Raw genomic sequence first — 23,901 nt, forward strand, 5'->3', positions numbered from 1 at the left:
AAATTGGTAGGATAACTATGAAAGGATGTCCGAATATGAAAGTCTTTAAAAACATTCATGAGTTGATAGGGGAAACACCGATGATGGAAATCACCCATTTCCCGCTTCCGGATGAAGTCCGTATCTTTGCCAAACTGGAATACTTTAATCCGGGAGGCAGTGTGAAGGATCGGCTTGGTCAGGAATTGTTAGCTCAAGCTTTACAGACAGGGAAGGTGAAAAAGGGCGGGACGATCATCGAACCGACTGCCGGAAATACTGGAATCGGATTGGCGTTGGCTACGATAAACAGTGGCGTGGACGTGATTTTTTGCGTTCCGGAGAAATTCAGTGCAGAGAAACAGGAATTGATGCGTGCTCTTGGAGCGAATGTGATCCAGACCCCGACAGAGGAAGGAATGACAGGTGCGATTGCCAAGGCTAAGGCGCTGCTGGCTGAAATTCCGGGATCTTATTGTCCTCAGCAGTTCGCCAACCCATCCAATCCTGATGCATATTATAAAACGCTGGGACCTGAAATATGGGAACAGATGGAAGGCGATGTAGATGTATTTGTTGCCGGCGCCGGGACGGGCGGGACATTCATGGGAACATCGCGATATATAAAAGAAAAGAACACTGCTGTCAAAACGGTCATTGTCGAACCAGAAGGATCGATTTTAAACGGCGGCAAAGCAGGACCCCATAAAACAGAGGGTATCGGGATGGAATTTTTGCCAACCTATATGGATGAAACGTATTTTGACCAAATCCATACGATAAGCGATCATGACGCTTTCCATATGGTAAAGGAATTGGCGCTTAAAGAAGGCCTCCTTGTCGGCAGTTCTTCGGGCGCGGCATTTGCAGCGGCCATGAAAGAAGCAGCCAAGGCTCCCCGTGGGTCAAATATCGTCGTCATATTTCCGGATTCCAGTGAACGATACTTAAGCAAAAAAATTTATCAGGGAGGTTTGTAAAATGAGAAAAAAAACACAATTGATCCATGGCGGCATTGTTGGTGATGAAAAAACAGGAGCGGTTTCGGTGCCGATTTATCAAGTGAGCACCTATAAACAGGATGGACCGGGAAATCACCGGGGCTATGAATATTCCCGCACAGGCAACCCAACCCGCCATGCCCTAGAAGAGTTGATCAAGGATCTCGAAGAAGGAAAAAGAGGCTTTGCCTTCGGATCAGGAATGGCAGCGATGACCGCTGTTATGATGCTGTTCAATCAAGGTGATCATGTATTGATGACCGATGACGTTTATGGAGGGTCTTTCCGGGTCATCACTAAAGTGCTTAACCGCTTCGGGGTGGAGGCTACGTTCATCAATACGAGTGACGTACACTCGATCGAAAAAGAGATAAAGGACAATACGAAGGCGCTGTTCATTGAAACCCCGACGAATCCATTATTGAAAATAACCGATTTGGGGGAAGTATCTAAAATAGCTAAAGAAAACGGCATCCTTACCATTGTGGATAATACCTTCAGTACGCCGTACTGGCAAAATCCACTTACACTTGGAGCCGATGTCGTGCTTCATAGCGCCACGAAGTACCTGGGGGGACACAGCGATGTTGTAGCGGGTCTTGTGGTGGTGAATGATGAAAAACTTGGCAATGACCTTCATTTCATCCAAAACTCTACAGGAGGCGTGCTAGGGCCCCAGGATTCATGGCTGCTGATGCGAGGCATTAAAACGCTGGGTATCCGGATGGAAGAACATGAAAAAAACACATCCGAAATCGTCCGTTTCCTATCCGGGCATAAAGACGTTTCGAAAATCTATTACCCTGGTCTTGAAAGCCACCCGAATCATGATATTGCCAAAAAACAATCGCGTGGATTCGGCGGTATGGTTTCATTTGATGTCGGCAGTGCCGAAAAAGCCGCATCCGTTTTGAATAAAGTGAGATTCTTTACACTTGCGGAAAGTCTGGGAGCAGTGGAGAGCTTAATTTCGATTCCAGCCCTGATGACACATGCCTCCATTCCGGCAGAGCGCCGTGCAGAGCTTGGAATAACCGATGGGTTGATTCGCATTTCAGTTGGCCTGGAAGATGTTGAAGACCTGTTGGAAGACTTGGAACAGGCGCTACAAGGATAATCTGAGAGGGAACGCTTCCAAGCTTACTGCCATTATTTACACCCTGGAATTTGGAATAAATATGGTAGAATGAGATATCGATATCTTATTAGCTTGAAAGAAGGTGGAATGGCATGAGAAACCGCAAAATACAAACGGCGGCAATGCTGCGTTCGAAAATGGTCGATTTTAAACAATTTGCGATCACTTTGTTATGTGTGGGTTCGTTCTTCTATTTAGGAACCATCCTTCCCTCTGGCGACAAAGCGATCATTGACACATATGTCTATATGGGAGCGACAATAACGTTCCTGGGCATATCCATAGTATTTTTCTCATTATCCAAAAAATATAAAAAGATCTTGGCCGAAATGGATGACCAGGACTCTTTAAAACAATAAAAGCAAACCTTAGTTTAGACAAAAGGGTTTTATCTAAATTTCAAAACAAAGTTGACTGGAGCGGTTGTGCGAGACTCCTGCGGGAAAAGCGCTCCGAGGAGGCTCCCGGACCGCCCGCGGAAATCGACGTTACAAACTCTCATAAAAAAACCTGATCCTTTAAAAGGATCAGGTTTTTTTTCTAGTGTTGTTGCCAATAGGGCGGATTTATCATACTTTGTGCCATTTAGGTAATAATAGCCCTTGAAAATGGGTGAAAAGATCGAAATTTTCAAATAAATAGGCAAAAGCCGTTTACAAATATCGAATTTGTGGATATACTTACCAAGTAATAAAAAATATTCCAAAGGAGGTCGAAGAAAATGACATTGTATCTACATGGAGTCGTCGCAATCGCAATCAGCCGGTCCGTTTCAAATGACAATCAAATAACATTCGACCTGTGCCAAGCGGAATATTTCTAAAGCAATTTGGCTTTATTAATCATTCAGACATAGCGGCCGCAGGGAGAAGTGTTTTATCCTGCGGCCTTTTTATATTTTCAAAAAGAACCCGCAGGAGGACGTAACTTTCTGCGGCCTTTTTATGCCTTTTTGTTGGGCCGCCCCTTTAAAGGAGGTGATATTATGACACTGAATATGCTTTTTTTCACAATCACGATTAAAATGAAAAAAATGACTGCCGAGGAATGTTTGCAGCAGGAGAGAATCCACAAGATTCGGGAAGAACATCTAGATAAAGCGATGAAGCATCGTCCTTTTTTCTAAAAAAAAATACGAGGTTGGTATTCCGTTCATAAAAAATTAAGAAAGGTGGAGGTTAATATGTTGAACTTGTTATACGTAAAAGGAGAGAAGCGTTGCTATTGGCAGGAGAAGGATACCGGCTAACGGATTTGCCGGTGCATCGCCATGGTTTATATATGTACAGGGGAAGAAGCCAAGGGATAAAATTGAAGTTATGTTGTTATGACGCTACAAGCGTAGTGAAATGGATATGTAAAAGGGGAAACTCGGCACTCGGGCCGAGTTTTTTTCTTTGCCTGAATCAGCAGCACGGACCTGATCCTCCATAACCAAATCCACATCCCGGCAACCACCAAAACCCGAAAATGAGCAACAAAATCAAGAGGACAATAAACAGGCCATAACCAAAGCCGTAACCGGACCCTGCATAGCAAGGCGCAGGAGCCGGATAACCATAGCTGCATCCGTATGGTCCATAGTTATATCCCATCGTAAAAACCCCCTTTCCCTAAAAAATTCCCTATCATTATATGAACAATTGCCTTCGTTCGCTTGGGAATTCCTCCAGGCTGGTTTGAACATTTAACACTTTCCTTATTTCTTTTAGTGGGACAGACACGAACAAGCCCACTGCTGCATAGGTATGAATAGGGAAACCAAAGAAACGGGGGATGAAACCAATGCCCGGAATACTTACAGTTGTCGGTTATATTATCAAAGAATTTTACTTATTCGTTTCCTATGTGAAAAACAACGCTTTTCCCCAGCCTCTGTCATCTCAGGATGAAAAGAAATATCTGAAGCTTATGAGTGAGGGTGATGGTGATGCCCGTAACATCCTGATCGAGCATAATCTCAGGCTTGTTGCCCATATCGTCAAGAAATTCGAGAACACGGGCGAAGATACAGAGGATTTGATTTCGATTGGGACAATTGGTTTGATAAAGGCCATTGAGAGTTATTCGGATGGGAAGGGTACGAAGCTGGCCACATATGCGGCGCGATGCATTGAGAATGAAATCCTGATGCATTTACGAGCGACAAAGAAAACGAAGAAAGATATTTCCCTGCATGATCCGATCGGTCAGGATAAAGAAGGAAATGAAATCAGTTTAATCGATGTACTGAAATCGGAATCGGAAGATGTCATCGATACGATTCAGCTCAATATGGAAATTGAAAAAGTGAAAAAGTATATTGATATTTTGGATGAACGCGAAAAGGAAGTCATTGTAGGCAGGTTCGGACTGGATTTGAAAAAGGAAAAAACCCAGAGGGAAATCGCTAAGGAGCTTGGCATTTCCCGCAGTTATGTATCAAGGATCGAAAAACGTGCCTTGATGAAGATGTTCCACGAATTTTACAGAGCAGAAAAAGAGAAGGAAAAGAAAGCTAAAGGATAGGAATGATAAAGTCAAAGAGAGTGCGGGGAAATTTCCCCGCACTCTTCTTTTTAATATTTATTTCGGATCAAATCCGTAAATGCATGATAAATCTCGATTCCTTGAAAAAGGAACAGACGTGAAGCGGTTAAAGAAAAGACCCCTATCATAATTAGTCGGAACCACATATGAATCACTCCTCCATTTTATTTTTTTATAAAATGTCAGAGCGTAGGGCTACGTAATTCGCCTGAAAAAAAACCGGACTGAGATACCGCAGGCGTAAATTTGAGTGAAAATAAAGAAAACTCAAAATGGAAAATTCGAAAATTAGAACAATGATAAGTGACTGCCAGGAATTGAAGGAAGGCACGAAAGGCTGTTTCTTGTCGGCCTTATCCCAATGGTGAACATCGGTATGTTCTTCAATGGTCAGCTGTTGTGCATGATGATGGAACTGTATGGGCAGCGTCCAAAGGAGCAGGATGATGGCAGACATGTGAATAAAGAATTTCATATGAATCAACCACCCCTTTCCTAAGAATATATTCATCATAACATGCTTTTAATCTGGGATATAGAAAAATGTTCTGACAAATATCTGAAAATTCCTTTTAATTAGAAAAATTTTGAATTAACCCCTATAATGGGATTAGTGATAAAAAGGGGGCAATTTAGTATGGGATATTCTTTGACGTGGGATTTGGATATTTTTTTTAAAGGAGGAAGCTCTTCTAAGGAGTTCCTGATTTTTTTGGATGAAATTAACGAAGAGGTAAAAGAATTAGACCGACTTGTAAGCAATATCAATCCAAAAGACAATGATGAAATCAGTTTAATCGAGGCATTTGATCTTTATAAAAATACAAATATGAAATCCACGCAGGCCAGTGCCTTCATTGGATGCCTGGAAGCTCAAAATGCGCAGGATAAAAAGGCTGGTCAGCTGCGGATCAAACAAATGAAGATAGTCGCTTCACTAAAAATGGTGTTAAGCAGGCTGGATGAAAAGTTGATACAGCTTGATGATGCGGTTTTTAACAAAATCCTCGAAAAAGAACCATTGAATGAATTGAAATTCGTATTGAATGAACGCCGGGAAAAGGCCAAGGAAAAGCTTTCCGTAAAGGAAGAATCATTAATCACCCAATTGGCCATGGACGGTTTCGAAGGTTGGAGCCAAATGTATGATACGATCGTCGGTTCAATGACCATCCCATATAAGGGTGAAAAGCTTTCAGTAGGCCAAGCGGCGAATAAATTTTCTGATCCTGATGAAGGGGCCAGGAAAGAATTATTTACCGCGTGGGAACAGGCTTGGGAGGAAAAGAGTGACCTTTTTGCCCGGACGCTGAACCACTTGGCTGGATTCCGTCTCAGTGTGAATGAAAAAAGGGGCTGGGATGATATACTGAAAGAGCCTCTTGAAATAGGGAGGATGAAAAAAGAAACGCTCGAAAGCATGTGGAATGTCATTGCCGATCATAAGGAGCCGCTTGTGAGGTTTTTAAAAAGGAAAGCGGAGTTATTGGATCAGGATAAATTAAGTTGGGCGGATTTGGATGCACCGCTTGCTGTTACGGCACAGTCCAAAGTAATGGATTATCAAGAAGGTGCAGGCTTCATCATACAGCAATTCTCGAAGTTCGGTTCTCAATTAGCAAGCTTCACCCAGAAAGCTTTTGAAGACAGCTGGATTGAAGCGGAGGACAGACCAGGTAAGAGACCAGGAGGTTTTTGCACCGGCTTTCCATTAAATAAGCAGTCAAGGATTTTCATGACGTATTCGGGCACCCCATCCAATGTATCGACATTGGCTCATGAATTGGGACATGCATTCCATTCTTATGCAATGAGGGATATCCATCCATTGAATCGGTCATATGCCATGAATGTGGCTGAAACAGCCTCTACCTTTGCTGAAATGGTCGTAGCGGATGCGGCTGTGAAGGAAGCGGCCAGTGAGGAAGAAAAGCTTGTGCTTTTAGAAGATAAAATTCAGCGTTCCGTGGCATTACTCATGAATATCCATGCCCGCTACTTATTCGAGACAAGGTTTTATGACGAGAGGAAACAAGGGTATGTCAGTGCCGAACGATTGAATGAACTGATGGTAGATGCACAAAAAGAAGCTTATGGCGATGCTTTAAGTGATTATAATCCAACGTTCTGGGCCTCAAAGCTCCATTTCTATATTACAGGTGTACCATTTTATAATTTTCCGTACACATTCGGTTACTTATTCTCATTAGGCATATACGCGAATGCCCTGAAAGAACCTGCAGGATTCGAAGAAAAATATATCGCTCTATTAAAGGATACAGGTTCCATGAAGGTCGAGGATCTGGCGGAGAAACATTTAGGCGTCGATTTGGAGACCCGGGATTTTTGGGAAGAAGCGGTCAATGCCTGTATGGAGGATGTTGAAGAATTCATGCGTTTGACCGACCCATTAGTCCGAAAAGCATAAGATGGGTTTTAGGCTGAATATGAACAAAAAAAGGCGGATGTCCGGTTTAGGACATCCGCTTTCTTATTTAAACTTTCTTCAGTTTAAATGGACTGACCATAAGTAATGATAATATAATCATGAGGGATAAGAAAAAGACCGGATGGAAATACGGGATGGCGAGATAACTTAAAGTGGCGATGCAGCCCGCAACCGTAATTGGCACTCCTGTAAAATATCCATTGCTTTCACTTATATTGAAGCGGGCGAGACGAAATGCGCCACAGCCAATATAGAAAACGGTGAAGAGTGTGCCGGGTGCTCCGAATTCTATCAATATTCCTTGGTATAATAATAGAGCTGGTGCGACTCCAAAAGATATGATGTCACACATGGAATCAAGCTGCTTACCCAATTCCGATTCAATGTTGAACTTCCGTGCAACCATACCGTCAAAGCGATCTGCAAGGGCAGCCAGGAAGATTAAAAGCAGGCTTAAATTCAATTGGCCGTGCATCACGGCAATTATTGCAAATCCACCAAGGGATAAATTCATTAAAGTAAGTATATTTGCTGTTTGTGCTTTCACTTTTTTAATGGTTTGATCGAGGGCGTGTAATAAAAACATCTTTTCACTCCTTTCAAATGAAACAAATTAAAACAAAATATAGTAAACATAAGTATTTATTATATAATAATATTTTACTTAACACAATTTATGCAAGGGAATTTTAGAATAATTTTACAATTTGGAGTGGTTTTATTTGTTTCAGTCTTTATATCGCATTCTTATTGAACTGACGAATGGTCAGTATTCATCAGGATTATTAAAGCATTTTAGCCAATCTCGTTGGAGCAGGCCCTTAATTTTACTTTATGTAAAAACATTTAACCTTAATCAACAAGAATTTGGTAAGGAGTTAAAAGCTTATACCAATCTGCACGAACTATTTACAAGGCAGTTAAAGGCGGACGCCAGGCCAATTACGGCAGTTCCTTCCGCGGTGGCTTGTCCTGTTGACGGTGTTCTTGAGGATTCAGGGGAGATACGGGCTGATAAAAAGATCGTCGTTAAGGGAAAGATATATTCAATGGAGGAAATGCTCGGGGATGAACTTCGGTTGGAAAAGTACTTAGGCGGCAAATATCTCGTGTTATACTTAAGCCCGAGTCATTACCATAGGATCCATTCGCCAATCAAGGGTTCTGTAGTCAAACGCTGGACCCTTGGAAGGAAATCGTACCCCGTTAATAAATGGGGGATGAAATATGGAAAAGAGCCTTTATCAAAAAATTATCGGACAGTAACTGAATTGCAAAATGAAGCGGGAAGTTTGGCGATGGTGAAAGTCGGTGCCATGTTCATAAATTCGATCGTCATTACTGATGAATCTCAGGAATTGGAAAAAGGGCAGGAATTTTCTTATTTCAGCTTTGGTTCAACAGTGGTGCTTCTTTTTGAAAAAGGAAATTTTGAACTTGAAGGAAACATATCCATACCAGCAGATGTCCGTGTAGGTGAAACGATCGGTTTCATGAGGGCCGTCTAACTTCAATTGAAAATAAGAGGCTGACAATTGATGTCAGCCTATGTATTCCATATTAAAATATTGATCGGATTTTATGCGTTAGGGATCTTCGATGAATTTCCGTTTCTATGAGGCGGATGAAATCGGTACTCAACTTTAAATTCTGTGCTTTAAAATAGGATTCAAGCAACAGGTCATCAGATAGTTTTTGCATCAGAACGCCATATACGGCTGCTCACCTCCAGTTGGGATTGCGAGGAATAATTTGGTATTTACTTGCATATATTGATAAGTCTTCCTTGATGTACCCCTACTGTATCAGAAATAAACGTGGAGAACAATCGTTCTGTTATCCACAGTTGAAAGTGGATAACCTGTGGTTAAGTTGTTTACAAGGTGAACGAAATGGTGCACATCAGTATGGAAAATGTTAGTAAAGTTATCCACAGGTTGAACAAATGAAATTTTTGTCGAAATCTTTTATGAATAATTAGTTCTTTGGTTATGGTCTGCCAGCAAATTTCCCATTATTTAATAAAAAATGCCTTTCCATATCTGAAAACATCCATTATGATGTTTCTTTACCGTCAGCCCTTCTTTCCTAATTTTTTTTGAAAGTGAGCTAAAAATTCGATATGATGGAAACGGTAAATTTTAATGAAAATATAGAGGTGTCAATATGCTTAAATTATTTTTGCCGAGTGAACATGTTAAAAGCATTTTTAATATAGATCCTCAAGAATTGAAAAAAAGAGGGATTAAGGGAGTCATTACCGATTTGGATAATACTCTCGTTGAATGGGACAGGCCAACTGCCACCCCCGATTTAATCAAATGGTTCGACAATTTGCGGGATCATGGGATTTTAGTGACGATCGTGTCCAATAATAATGAAAATCGAGTTCGAGCTTTTTCCGATCCGCTTCACATTCCGTTTATCTTCCAGGCCAGAAAACCGATGGTAAGAGCTTTCAATAAAGCCCGTAAGTCAATGGGATTGAAATTGGAAGAAACGGTGGTAATCGGTGATCAGCTATTGACGGATGTATTGGGAGGGAACAGAGGCGGGTTTCATACGATCTTAGTGCTCCCTGTAGCACAAACCGACGAATTCAGAACAAGGATCAATCGTTATTTTGAAAGAAAGATCATGGCGTTTTTTAAACGAAAAGGAATGATAGAATGGGAGGATCACAATTGAACAATCATCAAGAATTAGTGTGCATCGGCTGCGGTGTGAAGGTCCAGACTGAAGATCCGAAAGAGTTGGGCTATGCCCCTAAATCAGCCCTGGAAAAAGAAACGATCGTCTGTCAGCGCTGCTTTAAATTGAAACATTATAATGAAGTTCAGGATGTATCCTTAACAGACGATGACTTCTTGAAAATCTTGAATAAAGTAGGCGAAACCGACTCTTTAATCGTCAAAATCGTCGATATTTTTGATTTCAATGGAAGCTGGCTGCCTGGCCTTCATCGATTTGTAGGAAGAAATGATGTTCTTTTGATCGGAAATAAGGTCGATTTATTGCCTAAATCCGTAAAAACGAACAAGTTGATCAATTGGATGAAGCAATCGTCCAAGGAATTGGGTCTTAACCCGGTTGATGTCCTGCTTGTCAGTGCGGAAAAGGGAAAGCACATACTGGAAGCGGCTGATGCGATTGAGCGGTACCGCAAAGGTAAAGATGTCTATGTGGTGGGATGTACGAATGTAGGTAAATCCACTTTCATCAACCGCCTTATAAAAGAATTGAGCGGTGAAGACGATATCATCACGACTTCCCACTTCCCTGGGACTACCTTGGATATGATCGAAATTCCTTTGGATGATGAACAGGCATTGATCGATACACCAGGAATCATTAATCATCATCAAATGGCTCACTATGTGGACAAACGGGACTTCAAGGTGATCATGCCGAAAAAGGAAATCAAGCCGAGAGTTTACCAACTGAATGAAGGACAGACGCTATTTTTCGGAGGGTTGGCCCGACTGGACTATGTCTCAGGCGGAAGGCGTTCACTGACTTGCTACCTTTCGAATGAATTGAATATTCACCGTACGAAACTGGAAAATGCCGATGAATTGTATAAAAACCATGCCGGGGAATTATTGACGCCCCCGCGGCCTGAACAAATCGAGGAGTTTCCGAAGCTGATTCCACATGAATTCTCCTTGAAAGATGGTAAAATGGATATTGTGTTTTCTGGACTTGGCTGGGTGACGGTCAATGAGCCAGGAGCGAAAATCGTTGCACATGTTCCAAAGGGCGTCAATGTGATCGTTCGCAAATCATTAATCTAAATATAGGGGTCGTCTAGTCTATGAAAAAGATATATGGGGTAATGGGAGATCCAATTGCACATTCGATGTCACCGGACATTCATAATGATGCATTTGAAAAAGAAAATATAGAAGCGGTTTATCATCATTTTCATGTGACACCTGAGCGTTTGAACGATGCCGTAAAAGGCATGAAGGCCCTTGGTATAGAAGGGTTTAACATCACGATTCCTCATAAGACTTCAATCATCCCTTTCCTTGATGAAGTGGATGAACTGGCCCTTGCAATCGGGGCTGTAAATACGGTTGTTAACAAAAATGGTCGGTTTATAGGGTATAATACAGACGGAAAAGGATTTTTCAAATCTTTATGCGATGAAATATCAGGTGACATCAAGGCTAAAAAAACGTTAGTGATCGGAGCGGGCGGTGCTGCGCGTGCGATTTATTTTACCCTCGTGAAAGAAGGGGTAAAGCAAGTTGATATTGCAAACCGGACAAAGGAAAGGGCGGCCCAGCTTGTTTCTGATTGCCCATATGATAAAGTATCGAAGGCACTCTCGATTATCGAAGCGGAAGAAAGCTTATCACAATATGATTTAATCATCCAAACGACTTCTTCTGGAATGAGTCCTGAATTGGATCATTCACCGTTAAAGGTCGACCAGCTTAAAACCGGTGCCATTGTCAGTGATATCATTTATAATCCTCTGCAAACCAAGCTGCTGCGTGAAGCGGGGGAAAAAGGGGCGGAAACACAAAATGGGCTAGGGATGTTCATCAACCAGGCCGCGCTCGCTTTTGAGATATGGACAGGCATTATGCCGGATACAGCAAGAATGACAGATATTGTCTTGAACAAACTAGGAGGTAACACATGTTAACAGGTAAACAGAAAAGATTTTTACGATCAAAGGCCCACCACCTCAATCCAATTTTTCAAGTTGGTAAAGGCGGCGTCAATGATAATCTCATCAAGCAAATTGGTGAGGCGCTTGAAGTACGTGAATTAATCAAGGTCAGCATCCTGCAAAACTGTGAAGAGGACCGTGATGATGTGGGTCGTTCTTTATCAAAGGGTGCACGGGCGGAATTGGTTCAGATTATCGGCAACACAATTGTGCTGTATAAAGAATCAAAAGAAAACAAACAACTTAAATTACCTTAAGGAACCTATCTATGAAAAAAATTGGAATTCTTGGCGGTACATTCAATCCTCCGCATATCGGGCATTTGATTATAGCGAATGAAGTGCTTGATGCCCTTGAGCTAGATGAAATCAGGTTCATGCCAAATCACGTTCCTCCACATAAGGAAAAATCGGAGGAAGTAACCGATATGGACAGGCTGGCTATGTTGGAAAACGCGATAGCCGGAAACCCATCTTTTTATATTGAGGGTATTGAAATAGAAAGAAAAGGCACATCTTATACGTATGACACGATAAAATTGCTGAAAGAGCTTGAGCCAACCAATGAGTTCTATTTCATAATTGGCGCAGATATGATTGAGTACTTACCGAATTGGCACCGTATCGACGAGCTGGTGCATATGGTCAATTTCGTCGGGGTGAAGCGCCCTGGATATGATGAAAAGACCGTATACCCAATCACGATGGTGAAAGTCCCCCAGATGTTCATTTCGTCTTCCATGATAAGAAGGAAGTTAAGAACGGGGAAAACCGTGAAATATTTAATAGCAGATCCAGTGGTGAAGTATATTAAAGGGAATGGTTTATATGAATCGTGAGGAAGCATTGGCACTAGTCAAAGAACAAATCACTGAGCGCAGGTACATTCATACCTTGGGTGTGGTCGAGTCAGCGGTTGAACTTGCTGAACGGTATGGTGCCGACGTCAAAAAAGCGGAACTGGCAGCCATTTTCCATGATTATGCAAAATTCCGTCCAAAAGAGGAAATGGAGCAAATTATAATCGCTGAAAAAATGGACCCGGCGTTACTTGAATACAATATGGAGCTATGGCACGCTCCTGTCGGGGCTTATCTGGTGAAAAAGGAAGCTGGCATTCAGGACGCTGAAATCTTGGATGCGATTGCCTATCACACGTCTGGCAGGGTTGGCATGAGCCTTTTGGATAAAGTCGTATACCTTGCCGACTATATTGAGCCGGGACGTTCTTTTCCAGGTGTCGACGAAGTCAGGCAGACAGCAAAGCAAAATTTGGATCATGCTGTCATCCAGGCGTTAAGGAATACAGTTGTTTTTTTAATGAAAAGAAATCAGGCAATTTACCCTGACACATTTAAGACATATAATGACTTGATCATGAATTTGAAGGAGAAGATGTAATGACTGAACGTGAACTTCTTGTAATTGCAGCAAAAGCGGCGGATGATAAAAGAGCGGAGGATATCGTGGCATTGAACATGCAAGGTATTTCCCTTGTAGCGGATTACTTTTTGATCTGCCACGGTAATTCTGAAAAACAAGTACAAGCAATAGCTCGTGAAATGAAGAGCAAAGCTGATGAATCAGGAATCAATGTAAAACGTCTTGAAGGTTTTGACGAGGCGAAATGGGTGCTTGTGGATCTTGGCGATGTAGTGGCCCATATTTTCCATAAAGATGAAAGAAACTACTATAATCTTGAACGTTTATGGGGAGATGCACCTTTTGAAGATCTAGAGAGTGAACTGACTACATGACTTATGAACGCTTTGCCTATGTATACGATGAATTGATGAAGGACGCACCTTATGAAAAATGGCTGATGATCCTTACGGCGAAGCTGGAACAGTATGGAATTGGTGGAAGGAAAGTCCTGGATTTAGCGTGTGGAACCGGGGAAATGACCGTTGAATTGGCGCAACACGGATTCGAAGTCACCGGCGTGGATTTATCTGATGAAATGCTTCTTGTTGCCAATGAAAAGGCGGTTAAGCTTGGATTATCTATTCCGCTTTTCCAGCAGGATATGGCAGAACTCGAGGGACTTGGCCAATTTGATTGTGTCACGATTTTTTGTGATTCGCTGAACTACCTTCGCGATGAGGAGGATATAGTCAAGACGTTCAGCCGGGTTCATGAGCATTTGAAGGATGGCGGATTATTCTTGTTTGATATCCATTCCATTTATAAAATGGAAGAAATCTTTAGCGATAATACGTTTGCTGTCAACGGTGAAGAAGTATCCTATATATGGGACTGCTTCCCGGGTGAAGAACCATACAGTGTTGAGCATGATTTAAGTTTTTTCGTAAGGGACGATGAAAGCGGACTGTATGACCGTTTTGATGAGTTGCATTATCAACGGACCTATCCGGTTGAACAATATAAAAAGTGGTTGGAGCAAGCAGGTTTTACGGTTTCTGGAATTCTGGCGGATCTTGAAGAAGCACCGCTTGTAACGGAAACCGAAAGAATCTTGTTTGTAGCCAGTAAATAATAAAGAGGTCAAGAATCCCCGTTCGTACATCATCCTGTACGAGCGGGGGTCTGACCTCTTCTTTTTTTTATTTTAAGAAGGAATTGAGATATAAATTACGAATATTAATAAGGATGGCCGAACTGCTTTTCAACTTCGTGAAGGTCCTCTGCAAACTTTTCGTGTGTCGCTTGAAAAAGATGATGGAACATTTCCCCTGTTTCAGCTTCTAAAACCTTGATCCCCTCACCCGTTATTCCACCCTTTACACAAACCTTTTCCTGCAAGGTCGGCAATGTATAAACCCCTTTACCAAGCAATTCCCCTAAGCCAACCAGCATATTCTCAGTCAAAGTCGTAGCCGTTTCTTTATCTATCTTCGTCGTTTGGCAGGCCGCATCAATAAAAGCTTGTGCTAAATAGCTGAAGAAGGCAGGTCCGCAGCTGACGATATCGGAAGCTACCCGGGTGATATCATTTTCAATGATGACCGGTGCCGATATGGCAGAGGCCAAATCATATAAAGCTGATACTTTCTCCTTACTGCAGCTCTTGCTGAAACTCAGTAACGATACCCCTGAACCGACACGGTTCGTTATGCTCGGTATAAAACGGGCACAGGGGGCATTCACTGCCGATTCCAGCTGGGAGACTGAAAGCGGGCTTGTGATGGAAATGATCAGCTGATCCCTTTTTATATGATGTTTGATGCCTTGTAATAGGCTGTTAATTTGTAATGGTTTTACACAGAGAAAGATAAAGTCGGCTTGTTGGGCGATTTCGGCTGCGGTTTCCGCAACCTTGATGCCAGGGTGTTTATCTTTCAGCACCAATGCCTTGGAAAGCGTGCGATTTGTAATGACTAGATCTGCCGGATTCAATATTTTTGCCTCCAGCCATGCCTCGATTAAAATGGTACCCATATTTCCGGTTCCGATAACACCGATTTTCTTCAATTCCGATCAACTCCTCTCACTTAAAGCGATTGATTCTCCTAAAAACACTATGTATTTTTAATCTGTCCTATGACAATGTATCATGCGAAATCCAATAAGGAGGCAAAGAAAATGGATGAAATTTTAAAAAGGAAAATGACCAAGATTACCGTTGCGGTGGCATTTGTTGCAGCGGGCATTTACTTTTTTTTGCAACAAGGGGCGGATCCGGCGGATACGGAAGATATATTTTCCATTTCTGAAAAGGAAGCTGAAATCGAACAAAGTGAAAATGAAACGGCTGCCGAACCTGTAATCATTAAAGTGGACGTTAAAGGAGCGGTCAAGTCCCCAGGCATTTTTACTGCACAGGCAGGTGAACGGGTGATTGATTTAATTTCTGCTGCAGGCAGCTTTACGGACAAGGCCGATAAAAATAAAGTGAATTTTGCCCAAATCGTCGAAGACCAAATGGTCATTTATGTTCCGGAAATAGGTGAAGAAGTCACGGGGGACTTGGAGAATATACAAGTCGGGTCGTCTGGTGATGCCGCCACTAAGGGGGCGTCAGGAGGACTGGTGAACTTGAATACAGCTACACAGGAAGATTTGGAAACCTTGACGGGTATTGGACCATCCAAAGCGAATGCGATCCTGGAATACAGGGAAACGGTAGGGAAATTCAATGAGGTCGATGAATTGAAGAAGGTAACGGGAATCGGCGATAAAACGTTTGAAAGGTTACGGGATTCCATTTCGGTGAAATGAATGATTGAATATGCTACACAAATGGACAGGAAGAGGGTAAAATTGAAGAAAATCATTCTAGTGGTAAGGGGATACAACATGAACAGAATTAGTTGGGATCAATATTTCATGGCGCAAAGCCATTTATTAGCCTTAAGAAGCACATGTACACGCCTCACTGTAGGGGCGACCATCGTAAGGGACAACAGAATCATTGCGGGGGGATATAATGGGTCCATTGCTGGAGGGACGCATTGTATTGATGACGGCTGCTATGTAATTGATAATCATTGTGTCAGAACGATACATGCAGAAATGAATGCACTTTTACAATGTGCCAAATTTGGGGTGCCTACTGATGGGGCGGAAATATATGTGACGCATTTTCCGTGTCTTCAGTGCTGTAAATCACTCATCCAAGCTGGCATCAAGGCTGTTTATTATGCGGAAGATTACAAAAATCATCCATATGCCCTGGAATTATTTAAACAGGCTGGTGTCAAGACCGAGAAGGTTGAAGCAAAAGGGGCCATCGATGTTAATGGAAAACAAAAAAAGGACTTTGTATTCTCATTGTTAGCTCAACTTGAACGAACAGGCATGGGAAAAGAAGCTGTATCGGAGCTGGAAAAGCAGGCCAATCAGATATTTGAAAATTAAATAGGACGGGGGGCAGGCATGGCTCGACACCTTATCTTATTAGCCGTTTCGGCCACATTTGGTGTTACGGCCCATTCTTTTTTTAATGTAAGGCTGCTGATCATCATCCTTATTTTTCTCTGTTTACTTTACTTTTTGGTGGGATTAAGTGTGAAGGCCCTTAGTTTTCATTTGGTTATCATGGGGATGTTTTTAGGGGCCGCCTCCTTCACCGATCACCGCAACAAAACTGCCTATAATGGAACGGAAAGCCAATTTATCATTACATTTACGGATCAACCGAATATAGATGGAAATTCTTTAAAAGGATTCGTTTCCAGTGAGAAAGGCGAACGGTTAGTGCTTCGTTATAAAATCAACACTGAACTGGAACAGGAAAAGCTGGGTCGTTTTCTGCGAATCGGTTTATCATGTCCGGCCGAAGGGACATTGCAAATTCCCGACAAAAACAGAAATGAAAACAGTTTCGATTATCAGCGTTATCTTTTGCGTCAAGGCACCCATTGGATTTTCAAAGCGGATTCCATTTCATTTCAGGAATGTAAAGTCGTTGGAAATCCGATTCTTGTTTCGATACGTAATTTGCGCCTAAAGGGGATTACGTATATTAGAGAACACTTTCCAGAAGAATCGAGCGGTTTTGTCACTGCTCTAATTTTCGGAGACCAGACATATATAGATGAAGGCGACCTTACTAATTATCAGCGGCTCGGTCTGGTTCATTTACTGGCTATTTCCGGTCTTCATGTCAGTTTTTTAACGGGGCTGTTATTTTACTTCGGCATCAGGGTGGGGATTACACGGGAAAGAATGATGATGGCAATCTTAATCTTCCTTCCGGTTTACATGTTACTTTCAGGTGCCAGTCCATCAGTGGTGAGATCCTGTTTAATGGCTATGCTTTTCTTTCTACTTCTGCTATTCAAGAAGCGGATCTCGGCGGGTGCCGCAATCGGATTAGCTTATATGGCACTTTTGTTTTTTCGGCCTAATATGCTCTATGATATAGGTTTTCAGCTTTCATTCGCGGTCACTTTCTCCATTATCATGTCTTCAAGCATTTTCTTGCAATACCCGAAGAAAACAACGCAGCTATTCATCGTCAGTTCCATCTGCCAATTGGCAGCCCTTCCGATTTTGCTTTTTCACTTTTATGAAGCATCCATTCTTGGTGTGTTTCTGAACGTATTGTATGTTCCGCTTTATTCCATCATATTGCTGCCATTTTCACTGATGTCCCTCTTCATTCATCTATTACTGCCTTCCTTGGGGCAACCCCTCATCTCATTATTGAATTATACCTTCATACTCTGCAATAAAGCTGCGGAGGGTGCATCGGATTTGCCGCTTGCCTCCATTCCGTTTGGAAAACCACCTTTCATCATGATGTTATTACTTGTTATTTCACTTTTAGGATTATACCTGACTTGGGAAGTATCCTTTGAAAAAAGTAAAATATGGTGCGTAATAATAATTGTCCTTTTACTTTTGCAATATAACTTACAAAGGTTCTCGCCTTTTGGTGAAGTGCAGATCATCGACGTTGGGCAAGGTGACTCCATTTTAATTATCCTGCCTTTCAATCGCGGTAACTATTTGATTGATACAGGAGGGCAAATTACATTTCCAATCGACATGTGGGCAAAAAAGCGAAAGAAGTTCAACACCGCGGATGATATCATAATTCCATTATTGAAAAGTAAGGGAATCCACCAATTGGACAAGCTGATTTTAACTCATCCGGACGCAGATCATATGGGAAGTGCAAAAGAATTAATAGAAAATTTTAAAGTTGGGGAGATCATAATTGGAGGCTGGAGTGAAGAGCAATACAGGGATATGGATTTTGTGACTGTGGCAAGAGATAAACAAATGAAAATGATTGTCCTGAAAAGGGGGGACCATTGGGTGGCGGGAGGAGCGCCGTTTGCTGTGCTAAGTCCATATGAGAAAGAAGAAAATAAGAATGATTCATCCATAGTTCTATTCACGGAGCTTGGGGGATTGTCATGGTTATTGACTGGCGATATGGGAGAAGAAGGGGAAAGTGAACTTTTGAGAACATTTCCGCAGTTGCAGGCGGATATCTTGAAGGTCGGTCACCATGGCAGTAAAACTTCTTCTTCCACGCCCTTACTTGAACAGCTGCAGCCGAAAGCGGCGCTTATTTCAGTTGGAAAAGATAATGGCTACGGTCACCCTCATAGAGACGTAATTGGGAATCTGGAGAGAAATGGCATAAAGGTGTTCAGGACCGACGAGGATGGTTCTATTATTTACAAGTATTACAAAAGCAGTGGAACCTTTCGGAAGACTCTCCCATAGTATGTAGAAAATCAAAAAGAAAGAGACTGCAGCAGCAGCCTCCATCAGGAAAAATAAGTGCATGTAGTAAATGAAATCAGGATCCGACAGCTTTAATGACGACAGCTATGGTGAACATGGCAGCGAAAAATACAAAAGAACCGATGAATCCCATAGCGGAATCAGCGACGTCATCTGTCTTTGATTGAACATTCTTTTCGAATTCGTTCATTGTTTACCCCTCCTATTTCTGCTAATAGTATAAAACATTACCAAAAAAAAATCTACAGGCTTCATTCCTTCATTTCCTTTACTGACAAGAGTTGTCACAAATAGTTTGGGATTTTGAGGTCAAAATAACAGTACAGACAAAGCAAGCGAAAAAGAAAAGCTCAATTTTTGTTCTACATGAATACTCTACCCGCTTTCAAGGGAGATTACCCGGGCCTTTCTTGAAAGTGTTCATATAGATCCGGAATTAGCCCTTTTATAGGGCTAGTTCCCTTTATAGCTTGTCAAATGGTCCATCCACCTATACCATTAGAGAAGAATACATAGTAAAGAGGCGGATTCTATTGGTATTAGATGTTTGGAAAAGTATAAAAAAAGGGCAATTCGCTCCGGTATACTTGTTATATGGGTCGGAAGCCTATCTAATTAATGAAACGAAGCAGCTATTGATCGAGAATGTCCTTCACGAGGATGAGATGGATTTTAACTTTTCTCAATTTGATTTAGAAGAGACGCCTGTTGAAACTGCACTTGAAGATGTTGAAACCCTCCCGTTTATTGGGGAAAGGCGCCTTGTTTTCATGCAAAACCCATTTTTTTTGACAGCTGAAAAAACGAAATCAAGAGTTGAACATAATGTGAAAAGACTGGAAGCGTATTTAGCTGACCCGGTTCCTTATTCTATTGTCGTATTGACCGCACCTTATGAGAAACTGGATGAACGGAAAAAAATCACCAAGGAACTGAAGCGTAAGGCGGTTCTTGTTGAAGCGAAGAAGCTTGGTGATCATGAGTTAAAAGGATGGGTGAAGGAGAGGGTCGAAGCTTCTTCAGTCCAAATAGATGAGCAGGCTACAGAGCTTTTACTTGAACTTGCAGGAACGAATCTGATGATGCTTACGAATGAATTGGATAAAATGGTGCTTTATGCAGAAGCTGATAAACACATTACGGTCGAGGTAGTGGAAAAGCTGGTTGCTAAATCCCTTGAACAGAATATCTTTACGCTTGTCGATCATGTGTTACAGCGAAAGATGGAGAGTGCGATGACGATACTGCACGATCTACTCAGGCAGAATGAAGAGCCGATCAAAATCTTGAGCGTCATGGCGGGTCAGGTAAGGCTCATGTATCAAGTGAAGGAGCTTTCCCGCCAGGGCTATAGCCAGCAAAAAATTGCAGGTCAATTGAAGGTGCACCCTTACAGGGTAAAGCTGGCACTTGAAAAGACGGGGAGATTCCAGGAACGCGAGCTGTTGAGTATCATTAACGACTTAGCGGAAGCGGATTATAAAATGAAGACCGGCCAAGCCGATAAGGCAATCACGCTTGAGCTGCTGCTTTTAAAAATTAGATGATAAAAAGGTGGCAGGTATCCTGTCACCTTTTTTATGCAAAAAAACGGCACAAAAAAAACGATCCGGTTGGATCGTTTAATTTTTTGTCATTATGCGTTAAGAGCGTTAAGTCTTTTCGCTAAACGAGATTTTTTACGGGCTGCCGCATTTTTATGGATTAATCCTTTAGATGCAGCTTTGTCTAATTTCACAGCAGCTGTTAAAAGAGCTTCTTTAGCAGCTTCAACGTTTTCACCAGCTAATGCAACTTCAGCGTTTTTCACTGTAGTACGCATAGTTGATCTAACAGTAATGTTATGAACGCGTTTTTTGTCGTTGATTTTTACACGTTTAATAGCAGATTTAATGTTTGGCATTCCGTTCACCTCCTACAAAGAAATCGAGATTATATGAACTCGACTTTTCAAATCCATATCAAATAGCACAAGTGATATTCTATCAGACTGCCCATAAATATGCAATACTTCAGATTGAGAATCGAAAAGGAATTATAATTTCGGGAATAAATTCATCTCGTCATCACTCATTGTACCAAAAAAATGAATAATAAAAAAGCAAAAACGACAGAATGTTTAAGAGAGACTATTGAAAATACTAGATTAGATTCAATTCAAACATCAGGAGGCCGTTATGGAAAATAATTTGGACCTTAGTGAATACGGAATTCGTACAGATTTGGCGATTGAAGCAAAGGAAATTGCCCTTGAACATAAAGGTGTTGTAGAGGAAGTGGATGTATCCCGTATCGAAGGGGTCATTATTAAAGAAAAAGATGTGGATGATCTGAAGGTATCCTTAGTCGAGGTTACGGCTGAGGGTGAAAAAGAAATCGGGAAGAAGCAGGGCAGCTATTTGACCATCGAAGTGCAGGGGATCCGCCAGCAGGATACGGATACGCAGCAACGGGTGGAAAAGGTGTTCGCCAATGAACTGGCTTCCTTTTTGAAACGGAATAAAATCACCAAAGAAAGCAGTTGTTTGGTTGTCGGTCTTGGTAATTGGAATGTTACTCCCGATGCTCTCGGGCCTGCAGTCGTTGAGAACCTTGTGGTCACAAGACATTTGTTCGAATTGCAGCCGGAGTCCGTCAAGGAAGGCTATCGGCCGGTAAGTGCGATTTCCCCCGGGGTGATGGGGATTACGGGAATCGAGACGAGTGACATCATAAAAGGAGTCATCGAAAAAAGTAATCCTGATTTCCTGATCGTCGTAGACGCATTGGCTGCCCGTTCGATCGATCGAGTGAATTCGACGATTCAAATAACGGATACAGGCATCCATCCTGGGTCTGGTGTTGGGAATAAACGAAAAGAATTGAGCCAGGCTACATTGGGTGTTCCTGTTATAGCGATTGGTATACCTACCGTCGTGGATGCCGTATCAATTGCCAGCGATACGATAGATTATATTTTGAAGCACTTTGGCAAGGAACTGAATGAAGGGGACAGACCATCACGTTCGCTGGCGCCCGCTGGATTCAGTTTTGGAAAGCGCACAAAGCTGACAGAAGAGGATATGCCAGGTGAAAAGGAGCGCCAAACCTTCTTGGGAATGATAGGTGTCCTCCCTGATGAAGAGAAACGGAAATTGATTTATGAGGTACTGTCACCGCTTGGTCAAAATTTAATGGTTACACCGAAAGAAGTCGATGTTTTCATTGAGGATATGGCCAATTTAATAGCCAATGGGTTAAATGCAGCCTTGCATCATTCAATAAATCAAGATAATACCGGCTACTACACCCGTTAAATCATTTTTAGTGCCCAAAAATGGTGTTCTACCCTTTCTAGCAAAGTCATAGGTATTAATAGACAAGCTATAGAGAGGGTGGAAGGATGAAAAGAAGAAATTCCCCAGGAATCATAACAGCCGTTCACGGATCAACAATAATAAAAACTTTTCTAGGTATTCTCGCCTTGCTTCTTTTTGTTTTTTCAGTCAGTGGGGTCATGACTTCCCTAAGACCGGAGTATCGGATATCTTCTAATTCCGTACATACTGTAGCCAACCAATTCTCGGGGAAAATGCTGTTCTCGATGCTGGCCAATGAAAACCATTATCTTTTTAATGCCCTGCCGGAAGGTAAGCAGGAATCGATGATCACGAATCAATTGATAAAAGTTTCGACCAACATTTCGCTGGAGGACCCGCGGAGCTTACTTGGCAGGGAACTTCCTGGCTTTTCGATTTTTGATAATGAGATCCTCGTTGCCGGGGAAGGAACGAATTATACGAATATGCCATACGAATCCTCGCCGCCAGTGGACGTCCTGAATGAAGAAAGGGATGCATCCCTGCAAAACCTGGATGAGATTGAAGAACCGGAAAAAGGAGTGGCCGATCAGCCGAAACAAACGACAAATGGACGGAAAGTGGTCGAGATATACCATAGCCATAACCGGGAGTCATATCTTCCATATTTAAAAGGAGTGACTAACCCGGATCTAGCCTATCATTCGAAAATCAATATTACGAAACTCGGGGAACGGATGGTTGAAGATATGGCTGATAAGGGGATAGGCTCCTCGCTCGATAAAACGGATATCATGGGAAATCTGAATAATAAAGGATTGAATTATGCCAGATCCTATCAAGAATCACGAAAATCCGTCCAGACGGCATTGGCCAATAACAAGGATTTAGAATATATCATTGATATCCATCGTGATTCTAAACGAAAAAAACATACGACCATTAACATTAACGGTAAAGATTATGCCAAGATTGCCTTCGTGGTTGGGGGCAATAATCCGAACTTCGAAAAAAATGCAGCGCTTGCCAATAAGCTTCATAAAGCTTTGGAGAAAAAATACCCTGGCATTTCACGAGGGGTTATGAAACAAGGCGGAGCGGGACATAATGGAGTATACAATCAGGATTTGTCAGGCAATGCCATGCTCCTGGAAATTGGCGGTGTTGATAATACTTTCGAGGAAATGTACTTGACCGTTGATGCCTTTACCGAGGTTTTCAGTGAATTTTACTGGGATGCCAAAGCAGTGGATAACCCGACCGGGGATTCGGAAGCGCAGTAATTTGAAAGGAGTTCTCTTATCATGGTTCGATTTTGGTTGAAATGTACAGGGATTGTGCTCGTATTATTTTTAGGTGTTCTAATCGGGATGCAGCAAGCGAACGACGGGATGAAAAAAATGAAGGGGTATGAAGATCCCTCTTTGAATAGTGCATTCATTATTAACCAATCGGACCAAGGGGAGATGGAAGCGGATATCCTTGGCGAAAAAGTAACCAGTCATGATTTGGAGACGAAAAAAGAAAAGCTTGAAGAAATGAAGGCCTTCAACTTTTTCTCATCGATCGGCAAAACGCTTGGAGAGACCATATCAGGGGCCTTTCAAGCACTTATTGATATGATTTAGGTATGAAGTAAGTTGAGTGTGCCCTGCCAAA

At 42.0% G+C, this 23,901-nt stretch carries 28 protein-coding genes; 22 read left to right on the forward strand and 6 right to left on the reverse strand.

Annotated elements, in window-relative coordinates; translation table 11 throughout:
• Positions 1-35 precede the first annotated feature (35 nt).
• From ACWF5P_RS08515 to sigK, 5 genes are all read left to right on the forward strand, one after another.
• Complete coding sequence (locus ACWF5P_RS08515) at positions 36-959, forward strand: pyridoxal-phosphate dependent enzyme (protein WP_434167426.1); 924 nt, start codon at positions 36-38, stop codon at positions 957-959.
• Position 960: 1 nt separating this feature from the next.
• A complete protein-coding gene (locus tag ACWF5P_RS08520) occupies positions 961-2,097 on the forward strand; it encodes a bifunctional cystathionine gamma-lyase/homocysteine desulfhydrase (RefSeq protein WP_434167425.1) in 1,137 nt (378 codons plus the stop codon).
• A 113-nt stretch (positions 2,098-2,210) separates the two neighbouring features.
• Complete coding sequence (locus ACWF5P_RS08525) at positions 2,211-2,477, forward strand: YrhC family protein (protein ID WP_230177044.1); 267 nt, start codon at positions 2,211-2,213, stop codon at positions 2,475-2,477.
• Between the two features lie 626 nt (positions 2,478-3,103).
• A complete protein-coding gene (locus ACWF5P_RS08530; protein WP_072273247.1) occupies positions 3,104-3,244 on the forward strand; it encodes a YrzI family small protein in 141 nt (46 codons plus the stop codon).
• A 659-nt stretch (positions 3,245-3,903) separates the two neighbouring features.
• A complete protein-coding gene (gene sigK / locus ACWF5P_RS08535; protein WP_034308596.1) occupies positions 3,904-4,626 on the forward strand; it encodes an RNA polymerase sporulation sigma factor SigK in 723 nt (240 codons plus the stop codon).
• Between the two features lie 193 nt (positions 4,627-4,819).
• Here sigK and ACWF5P_RS08540 read toward each other — a convergent pair whose 3' ends face one another.
• Entirely contained in the window at positions 4,820-5,122 is a 303-nt protein-coding gene (locus ACWF5P_RS08540) for a hypothetical protein (RefSeq protein WP_101222631.1), read from the reverse strand.
• A 162-nt stretch (positions 5,123-5,284) separates the two neighbouring features.
• Here ACWF5P_RS08540 and ACWF5P_RS08545 point away from each other — a divergent pair, with 162 nt between their 5' ends.
• Positions 5,285-7,075, forward strand: coding sequence for a M3 family oligoendopeptidase (locus tag ACWF5P_RS08545; protein WP_452444799.1), 1,791 nt, complete (start codon positions 5,285-5,287; stop codon positions 7,073-7,075).
• A 67-nt stretch (positions 7,076-7,142) separates the two neighbouring features.
• Here the strand turns inward: ACWF5P_RS08545 and pssA are convergent, their stop codons facing one another.
• Positions 7,143-7,682: a CDP-diacylglycerol--serine O-phosphatidyltransferase gene (gene pssA / locus ACWF5P_RS08550; protein ID WP_207437093.1), complete on the reverse strand. Its 540-nt coding sequence runs from the start codon at positions 7,680-7,682 to the stop codon at positions 7,143-7,145.
• Positions 7,683-7,818: 136 nt separating this feature from the next.
• Here pssA and ACWF5P_RS08555 point away from each other — a divergent pair, with 136 nt between their 5' ends.
• Positions 7,819-8,604, forward strand: a complete 786-nt coding sequence (locus tag ACWF5P_RS08555; protein ID WP_101222628.1) for a phosphatidylserine decarboxylase — start codon at positions 7,819-7,821, stop codon at positions 8,602-8,604.
• 52 nt (positions 8,605-8,656) lie between these two features.
• Here ACWF5P_RS08555 and ACWF5P_RS08560 read toward each other — a convergent pair whose 3' ends face one another.
• Positions 8,657-8,797: a sporulation histidine kinase inhibitor Sda gene (locus tag ACWF5P_RS08560; RefSeq protein WP_034311351.1), complete on the reverse strand. Its 141-nt coding sequence runs from the start codon at positions 8,795-8,797 to the stop codon at positions 8,657-8,659.
• A gap of 465 nt (positions 8,798-9,262) precedes the next feature.
• Here ACWF5P_RS08560 and ACWF5P_RS08565 point away from each other — a divergent pair, with 465 nt between their 5' ends.
• The 8 genes from ACWF5P_RS08565 to ACWF5P_RS08600 are packed head-to-tail and all read left to right on the forward strand — an operon-like array spanning position 9,263 to position 14,276.
• A complete protein-coding gene (locus tag ACWF5P_RS08565; RefSeq protein WP_101222627.1) occupies positions 9,263-9,784 on the forward strand; it encodes a YqeG family HAD IIIA-type phosphatase in 522 nt (173 codons plus the stop codon).
• Entirely contained in the window at positions 9,781-10,890 is a 1,110-nt protein-coding gene (yqeH, locus tag ACWF5P_RS08570) for a ribosome biogenesis GTPase YqeH (protein WP_397315176.1), read from the forward strand. The genes ACWF5P_RS08565 and yqeH overlap by 4 nt, the downstream gene beginning before the upstream one ends.
• A gap of 20 nt (positions 10,891-10,910) precedes the next feature.
• Positions 10,911-11,753, forward strand: coding sequence for a shikimate dehydrogenase (gene aroE / locus ACWF5P_RS08575; protein ID WP_350299527.1), 843 nt, complete (start codon positions 10,911-10,913; stop codon positions 11,751-11,753).
• Positions 11,747-12,037: a ribosome assembly RNA-binding protein YhbY gene (gene yhbY / locus ACWF5P_RS08580; protein WP_230177040.1), complete on the forward strand. Its 291-nt coding sequence runs from the start codon at positions 11,747-11,749 to the stop codon at positions 12,035-12,037. The genes aroE and yhbY overlap by 7 nt, the downstream gene beginning before the upstream one ends.
• 11 nt (positions 12,038-12,048) lie before the next feature.
• Complete coding sequence (locus ACWF5P_RS08585) at positions 12,049-12,618, forward strand: nicotinate-nucleotide adenylyltransferase (RefSeq protein WP_101222624.1); 570 nt, start codon at positions 12,049-12,051, stop codon at positions 12,616-12,618.
• Positions 12,608-13,180, forward strand: coding sequence for a bis(5'-nucleosyl)-tetraphosphatase (symmetrical) YqeK (gene yqeK, locus ACWF5P_RS08590; RefSeq protein ID WP_101222623.1), 573 nt, complete (start codon positions 12,608-12,610; stop codon positions 13,178-13,180). The genes ACWF5P_RS08585 and yqeK overlap by 11 nt, the downstream gene beginning before the upstream one ends.
• On the forward strand, positions 13,180-13,536 hold the full coding sequence (gene rsfS, locus ACWF5P_RS08595) for a ribosome silencing factor (RefSeq protein WP_101222622.1): 357 nt from the start codon (positions 13,180-13,182) through the stop codon (positions 13,534-13,536). The genes yqeK and rsfS overlap by 1 nt, the downstream gene beginning before the upstream one ends.
• Complete coding sequence (locus ACWF5P_RS08600) at positions 13,533-14,276, forward strand: class I SAM-dependent DNA methyltransferase (RefSeq protein ID WP_452444800.1); 744 nt, start codon at positions 13,533-13,535, stop codon at positions 14,274-14,276. The genes rsfS and ACWF5P_RS08600 overlap by 4 nt, the downstream gene beginning before the upstream one ends.
• 104 nt (positions 14,277-14,380) lie before the next feature.
• Here the strand turns inward: ACWF5P_RS08600 and comER are convergent, their stop codons facing one another.
• Positions 14,381-15,211 (reverse strand): late competence protein ComER, encoded by an 831-nt coding sequence (gene comER / locus ACWF5P_RS08605; RefSeq protein ID WP_452444801.1) that lies wholly within the window; start codon positions 15,209-15,211, stop codon positions 14,381-14,383.
• 111 nt (positions 15,212-15,322) lie between these two features.
• Here comER and ACWF5P_RS08610 point away from each other — a divergent pair, with 111 nt between their 5' ends.
• From ACWF5P_RS08610 to ACWF5P_RS08620, 3 genes are all read left to right on the forward strand, one after another.
• Positions 15,323-15,958, forward strand: a complete 636-nt coding sequence (locus ACWF5P_RS08610; protein WP_452444802.1) for a helix-hairpin-helix domain-containing protein — start codon at positions 15,323-15,325, stop codon at positions 15,956-15,958.
• 78 nt (positions 15,959-16,036) lie between these two features.
• Positions 16,037-16,597: a ComE operon protein 2 gene (locus ACWF5P_RS08615; protein WP_101223472.1), complete on the forward strand. Its 561-nt coding sequence runs from the start codon at positions 16,037-16,039 to the stop codon at positions 16,595-16,597.
• Positions 16,598-16,615: 18 nt separating this feature from the next.
• The gene (locus ACWF5P_RS08620) at positions 16,616-18,922 is read left to right on the forward strand and encodes a DNA internalization-related competence protein ComEC/Rec2 (RefSeq protein WP_452444803.1); all 2,307 of its coding nucleotides are present in this window, start codon (positions 16,616-16,618) and stop codon (positions 18,920-18,922) included.
• Positions 18,923-18,998: 76 nt separating this feature from the next.
• Here the strand turns inward: ACWF5P_RS08620 and ACWF5P_RS08625 are convergent, their stop codons facing one another.
• Positions 18,999-19,133 (reverse strand): YqzM family protein, encoded by a 135-nt coding sequence (locus tag ACWF5P_RS08625; protein ID WP_081108861.1) that lies wholly within the window; start codon positions 19,131-19,133, stop codon positions 18,999-19,001.
• Between the two features lie 343 nt (positions 19,134-19,476).
• Between ACWF5P_RS08625 and holA the strand changes: the two genes are divergently transcribed.
• Positions 19,477-20,490 carry a DNA polymerase III subunit delta gene (gene holA / locus ACWF5P_RS08630; protein ID WP_230177035.1) on the forward strand — a complete coding sequence of 338 codons (1,014 nt, stop codon included), beginning with the start codon at positions 19,477-19,479 and terminating at the stop codon, positions 20,488-20,490.
• A gap of 89 nt (positions 20,491-20,579) precedes the next feature.
• Here the strand turns inward: holA and rpsT are convergent, their stop codons facing one another.
• On the reverse strand, positions 20,580-20,846 hold the full coding sequence (gene rpsT / locus ACWF5P_RS08635; RefSeq protein ID WP_034308554.1) for a 30S ribosomal protein S20: 267 nt from the start codon (positions 20,844-20,846) through the stop codon (positions 20,580-20,582).
• Positions 20,847-21,120: 274 nt separating this feature from the next.
• On the opposite strand from rpsT, the gene gpr reads away from it, so the two are divergent.
• From gpr to ACWF5P_RS08650, 3 genes are all read left to right on the forward strand, one after another.
• The gene (gpr, locus tag ACWF5P_RS08640) at positions 21,121-22,239 is read left to right on the forward strand and encodes a GPR endopeptidase (protein ID WP_230177034.1); all 1,119 of its coding nucleotides are present in this window, start codon (positions 21,121-21,123) and stop codon (positions 22,237-22,239) included.
• Between the two features lie 86 nt (positions 22,240-22,325).
• Positions 22,326-23,525: a stage II sporulation protein P gene (spoIIP, locus tag ACWF5P_RS08645; RefSeq protein ID WP_101222616.1), complete on the forward strand. Its 1,200-nt coding sequence runs from the start codon at positions 22,326-22,328 to the stop codon at positions 23,523-23,525.
• A 21-nt stretch (positions 23,526-23,546) separates the two neighbouring features.
• A complete protein-coding gene (locus ACWF5P_RS08650; protein WP_053535740.1) occupies positions 23,547-23,870 on the forward strand; it encodes a YqxA family protein in 324 nt (107 codons plus the stop codon).
• Positions 23,871-23,901: the final 31 nt, after the last annotated feature.

Source organism: Peribacillus sp. NPDC055009 (genome assembly GCF_053608705.1).

Excerpts from the sequence above, each read along its gene's own strand:
- aroE (WP_350299527.1), top strand. The coding sequence starts at position 10,911 with ATGAAAAAGATATATGGGGTAATGGGAGATCCAATTGCACATTCGATG.
- ACWF5P_RS08530 (WP_072273247.1), top strand. The coding sequence starts at position 3,104 with ATGACACTGAATATGCTTTTTTTCACAATCACGATTAAAATGAAAAAA.
- ACWF5P_RS08585 (WP_101222624.1), top strand. The coding sequence starts at position 12,049 with ATGAAAAAAATTGGAATTCTTGGCGGTACATTCAATCCTCCGCATATC.
- rpsT (WP_034308554.1), bottom strand. The coding sequence starts at position 20,846 with ATGCCAAACATTAAATCTGCTATTAAACGTGTAAAAATCAACGACAAA.
- yhbY (WP_230177040.1), top strand. The coding sequence starts at position 11,747 with ATGTTAACAGGTAAACAGAAAAGATTTTTACGATCAAAGGCCCACCAC.
- yqeK (WP_101222623.1), top strand. The coding sequence starts at position 12,608 with ATGAATCGTGAGGAAGCATTGGCACTAGTCAAAGAACAAATCACTGAG.
- ACWF5P_RS08515 (WP_434167426.1), top strand. The coding sequence starts at position 36 with ATGAAAGTCTTTAAAAACATTCATGAGTTGATAGGGGAAACACCGATG.
- sigK (WP_034308596.1), top strand. The coding sequence starts at position 3,904 with ATGCCCGGAATACTTACAGTTGTCGGTTATATTATCAAAGAATTTTAC.
- ACWF5P_RS08520 (WP_434167425.1), top strand. The coding sequence starts at position 961 with ATGAGAAAAAAAACACAATTGATCCATGGCGGCATTGTTGGTGATGAA.
- ACWF5P_RS08545 (WP_452444799.1), top strand. The coding sequence starts at position 5,285 with ATGGGATATTCTTTGACGTGGGATTTGGATATTTTTTTTAAAGGAGGA.
- ACWF5P_RS08610 (WP_452444802.1), top strand. The coding sequence starts at position 15,323 with ATGGATGAAATTTTAAAAAGGAAAATGACCAAGATTACCGTTGCGGTG.
- ACWF5P_RS08615 (WP_101223472.1), top strand. The coding sequence starts at position 16,037 with ATGAACAGAATTAGTTGGGATCAATATTTCATGGCGCAAAGCCATTTA.
- ACWF5P_RS08525 (WP_230177044.1), top strand. The coding sequence starts at position 2,211 with ATGAGAAACCGCAAAATACAAACGGCGGCAATGCTGCGTTCGAAAATG.
- ACWF5P_RS08625 (WP_081108861.1), bottom strand. The coding sequence starts at position 19,133 with ATGAACGAATTCGAAAAGAATGTTCAATCAAAGACAGATGACGTCGCT.
- ACWF5P_RS08565 (WP_101222627.1), top strand. The coding sequence starts at position 9,263 with ATGCTTAAATTATTTTTGCCGAGTGAACATGTTAAAAGCATTTTTAAT.
- ACWF5P_RS08560 (WP_034311351.1), bottom strand. The coding sequence starts at position 8,797 with ATGCAAAAACTATCTGATGACCTGTTGCTTGAATCCTATTTTAAAGCA.
- rsfS (WP_101222622.1), top strand. The coding sequence starts at position 13,180 with ATGACTGAACGTGAACTTCTTGTAATTGCAGCAAAAGCGGCGGATGAT.
- ACWF5P_RS08650 (WP_053535740.1), top strand. The coding sequence starts at position 23,547 with ATGGTTCGATTTTGGTTGAAATGTACAGGGATTGTGCTCGTATTATTT.
- ACWF5P_RS08540 (WP_101222631.1), bottom strand. The coding sequence starts at position 5,122 with ATGAAATTCTTTATTCACATGTCTGCCATCATCCTGCTCCTTTGGACG.
- ACWF5P_RS08620 (WP_452444803.1), top strand. The coding sequence starts at position 16,616 with ATGGCTCGACACCTTATCTTATTAGCCGTTTCGGCCACATTTGGTGTT.
- ACWF5P_RS08600 (WP_452444800.1), top strand. The coding sequence starts at position 13,533 with ATGACTTATGAACGCTTTGCCTATGTATACGATGAATTGATGAAGGAC.
- gpr (WP_230177034.1), top strand. The coding sequence starts at position 21,121 with ATGGAAAATAATTTGGACCTTAGTGAATACGGAATTCGTACAGATTTG.
- spoIIP (WP_101222616.1), top strand. The coding sequence starts at position 22,326 with ATGAAAAGAAGAAATTCCCCAGGAATCATAACAGCCGTTCACGGATCA.
- pssA (WP_207437093.1), bottom strand. The coding sequence starts at position 7,682 with ATGTTTTTATTACACGCCCTCGATCAAACCATTAAAAAAGTGAAAGCA.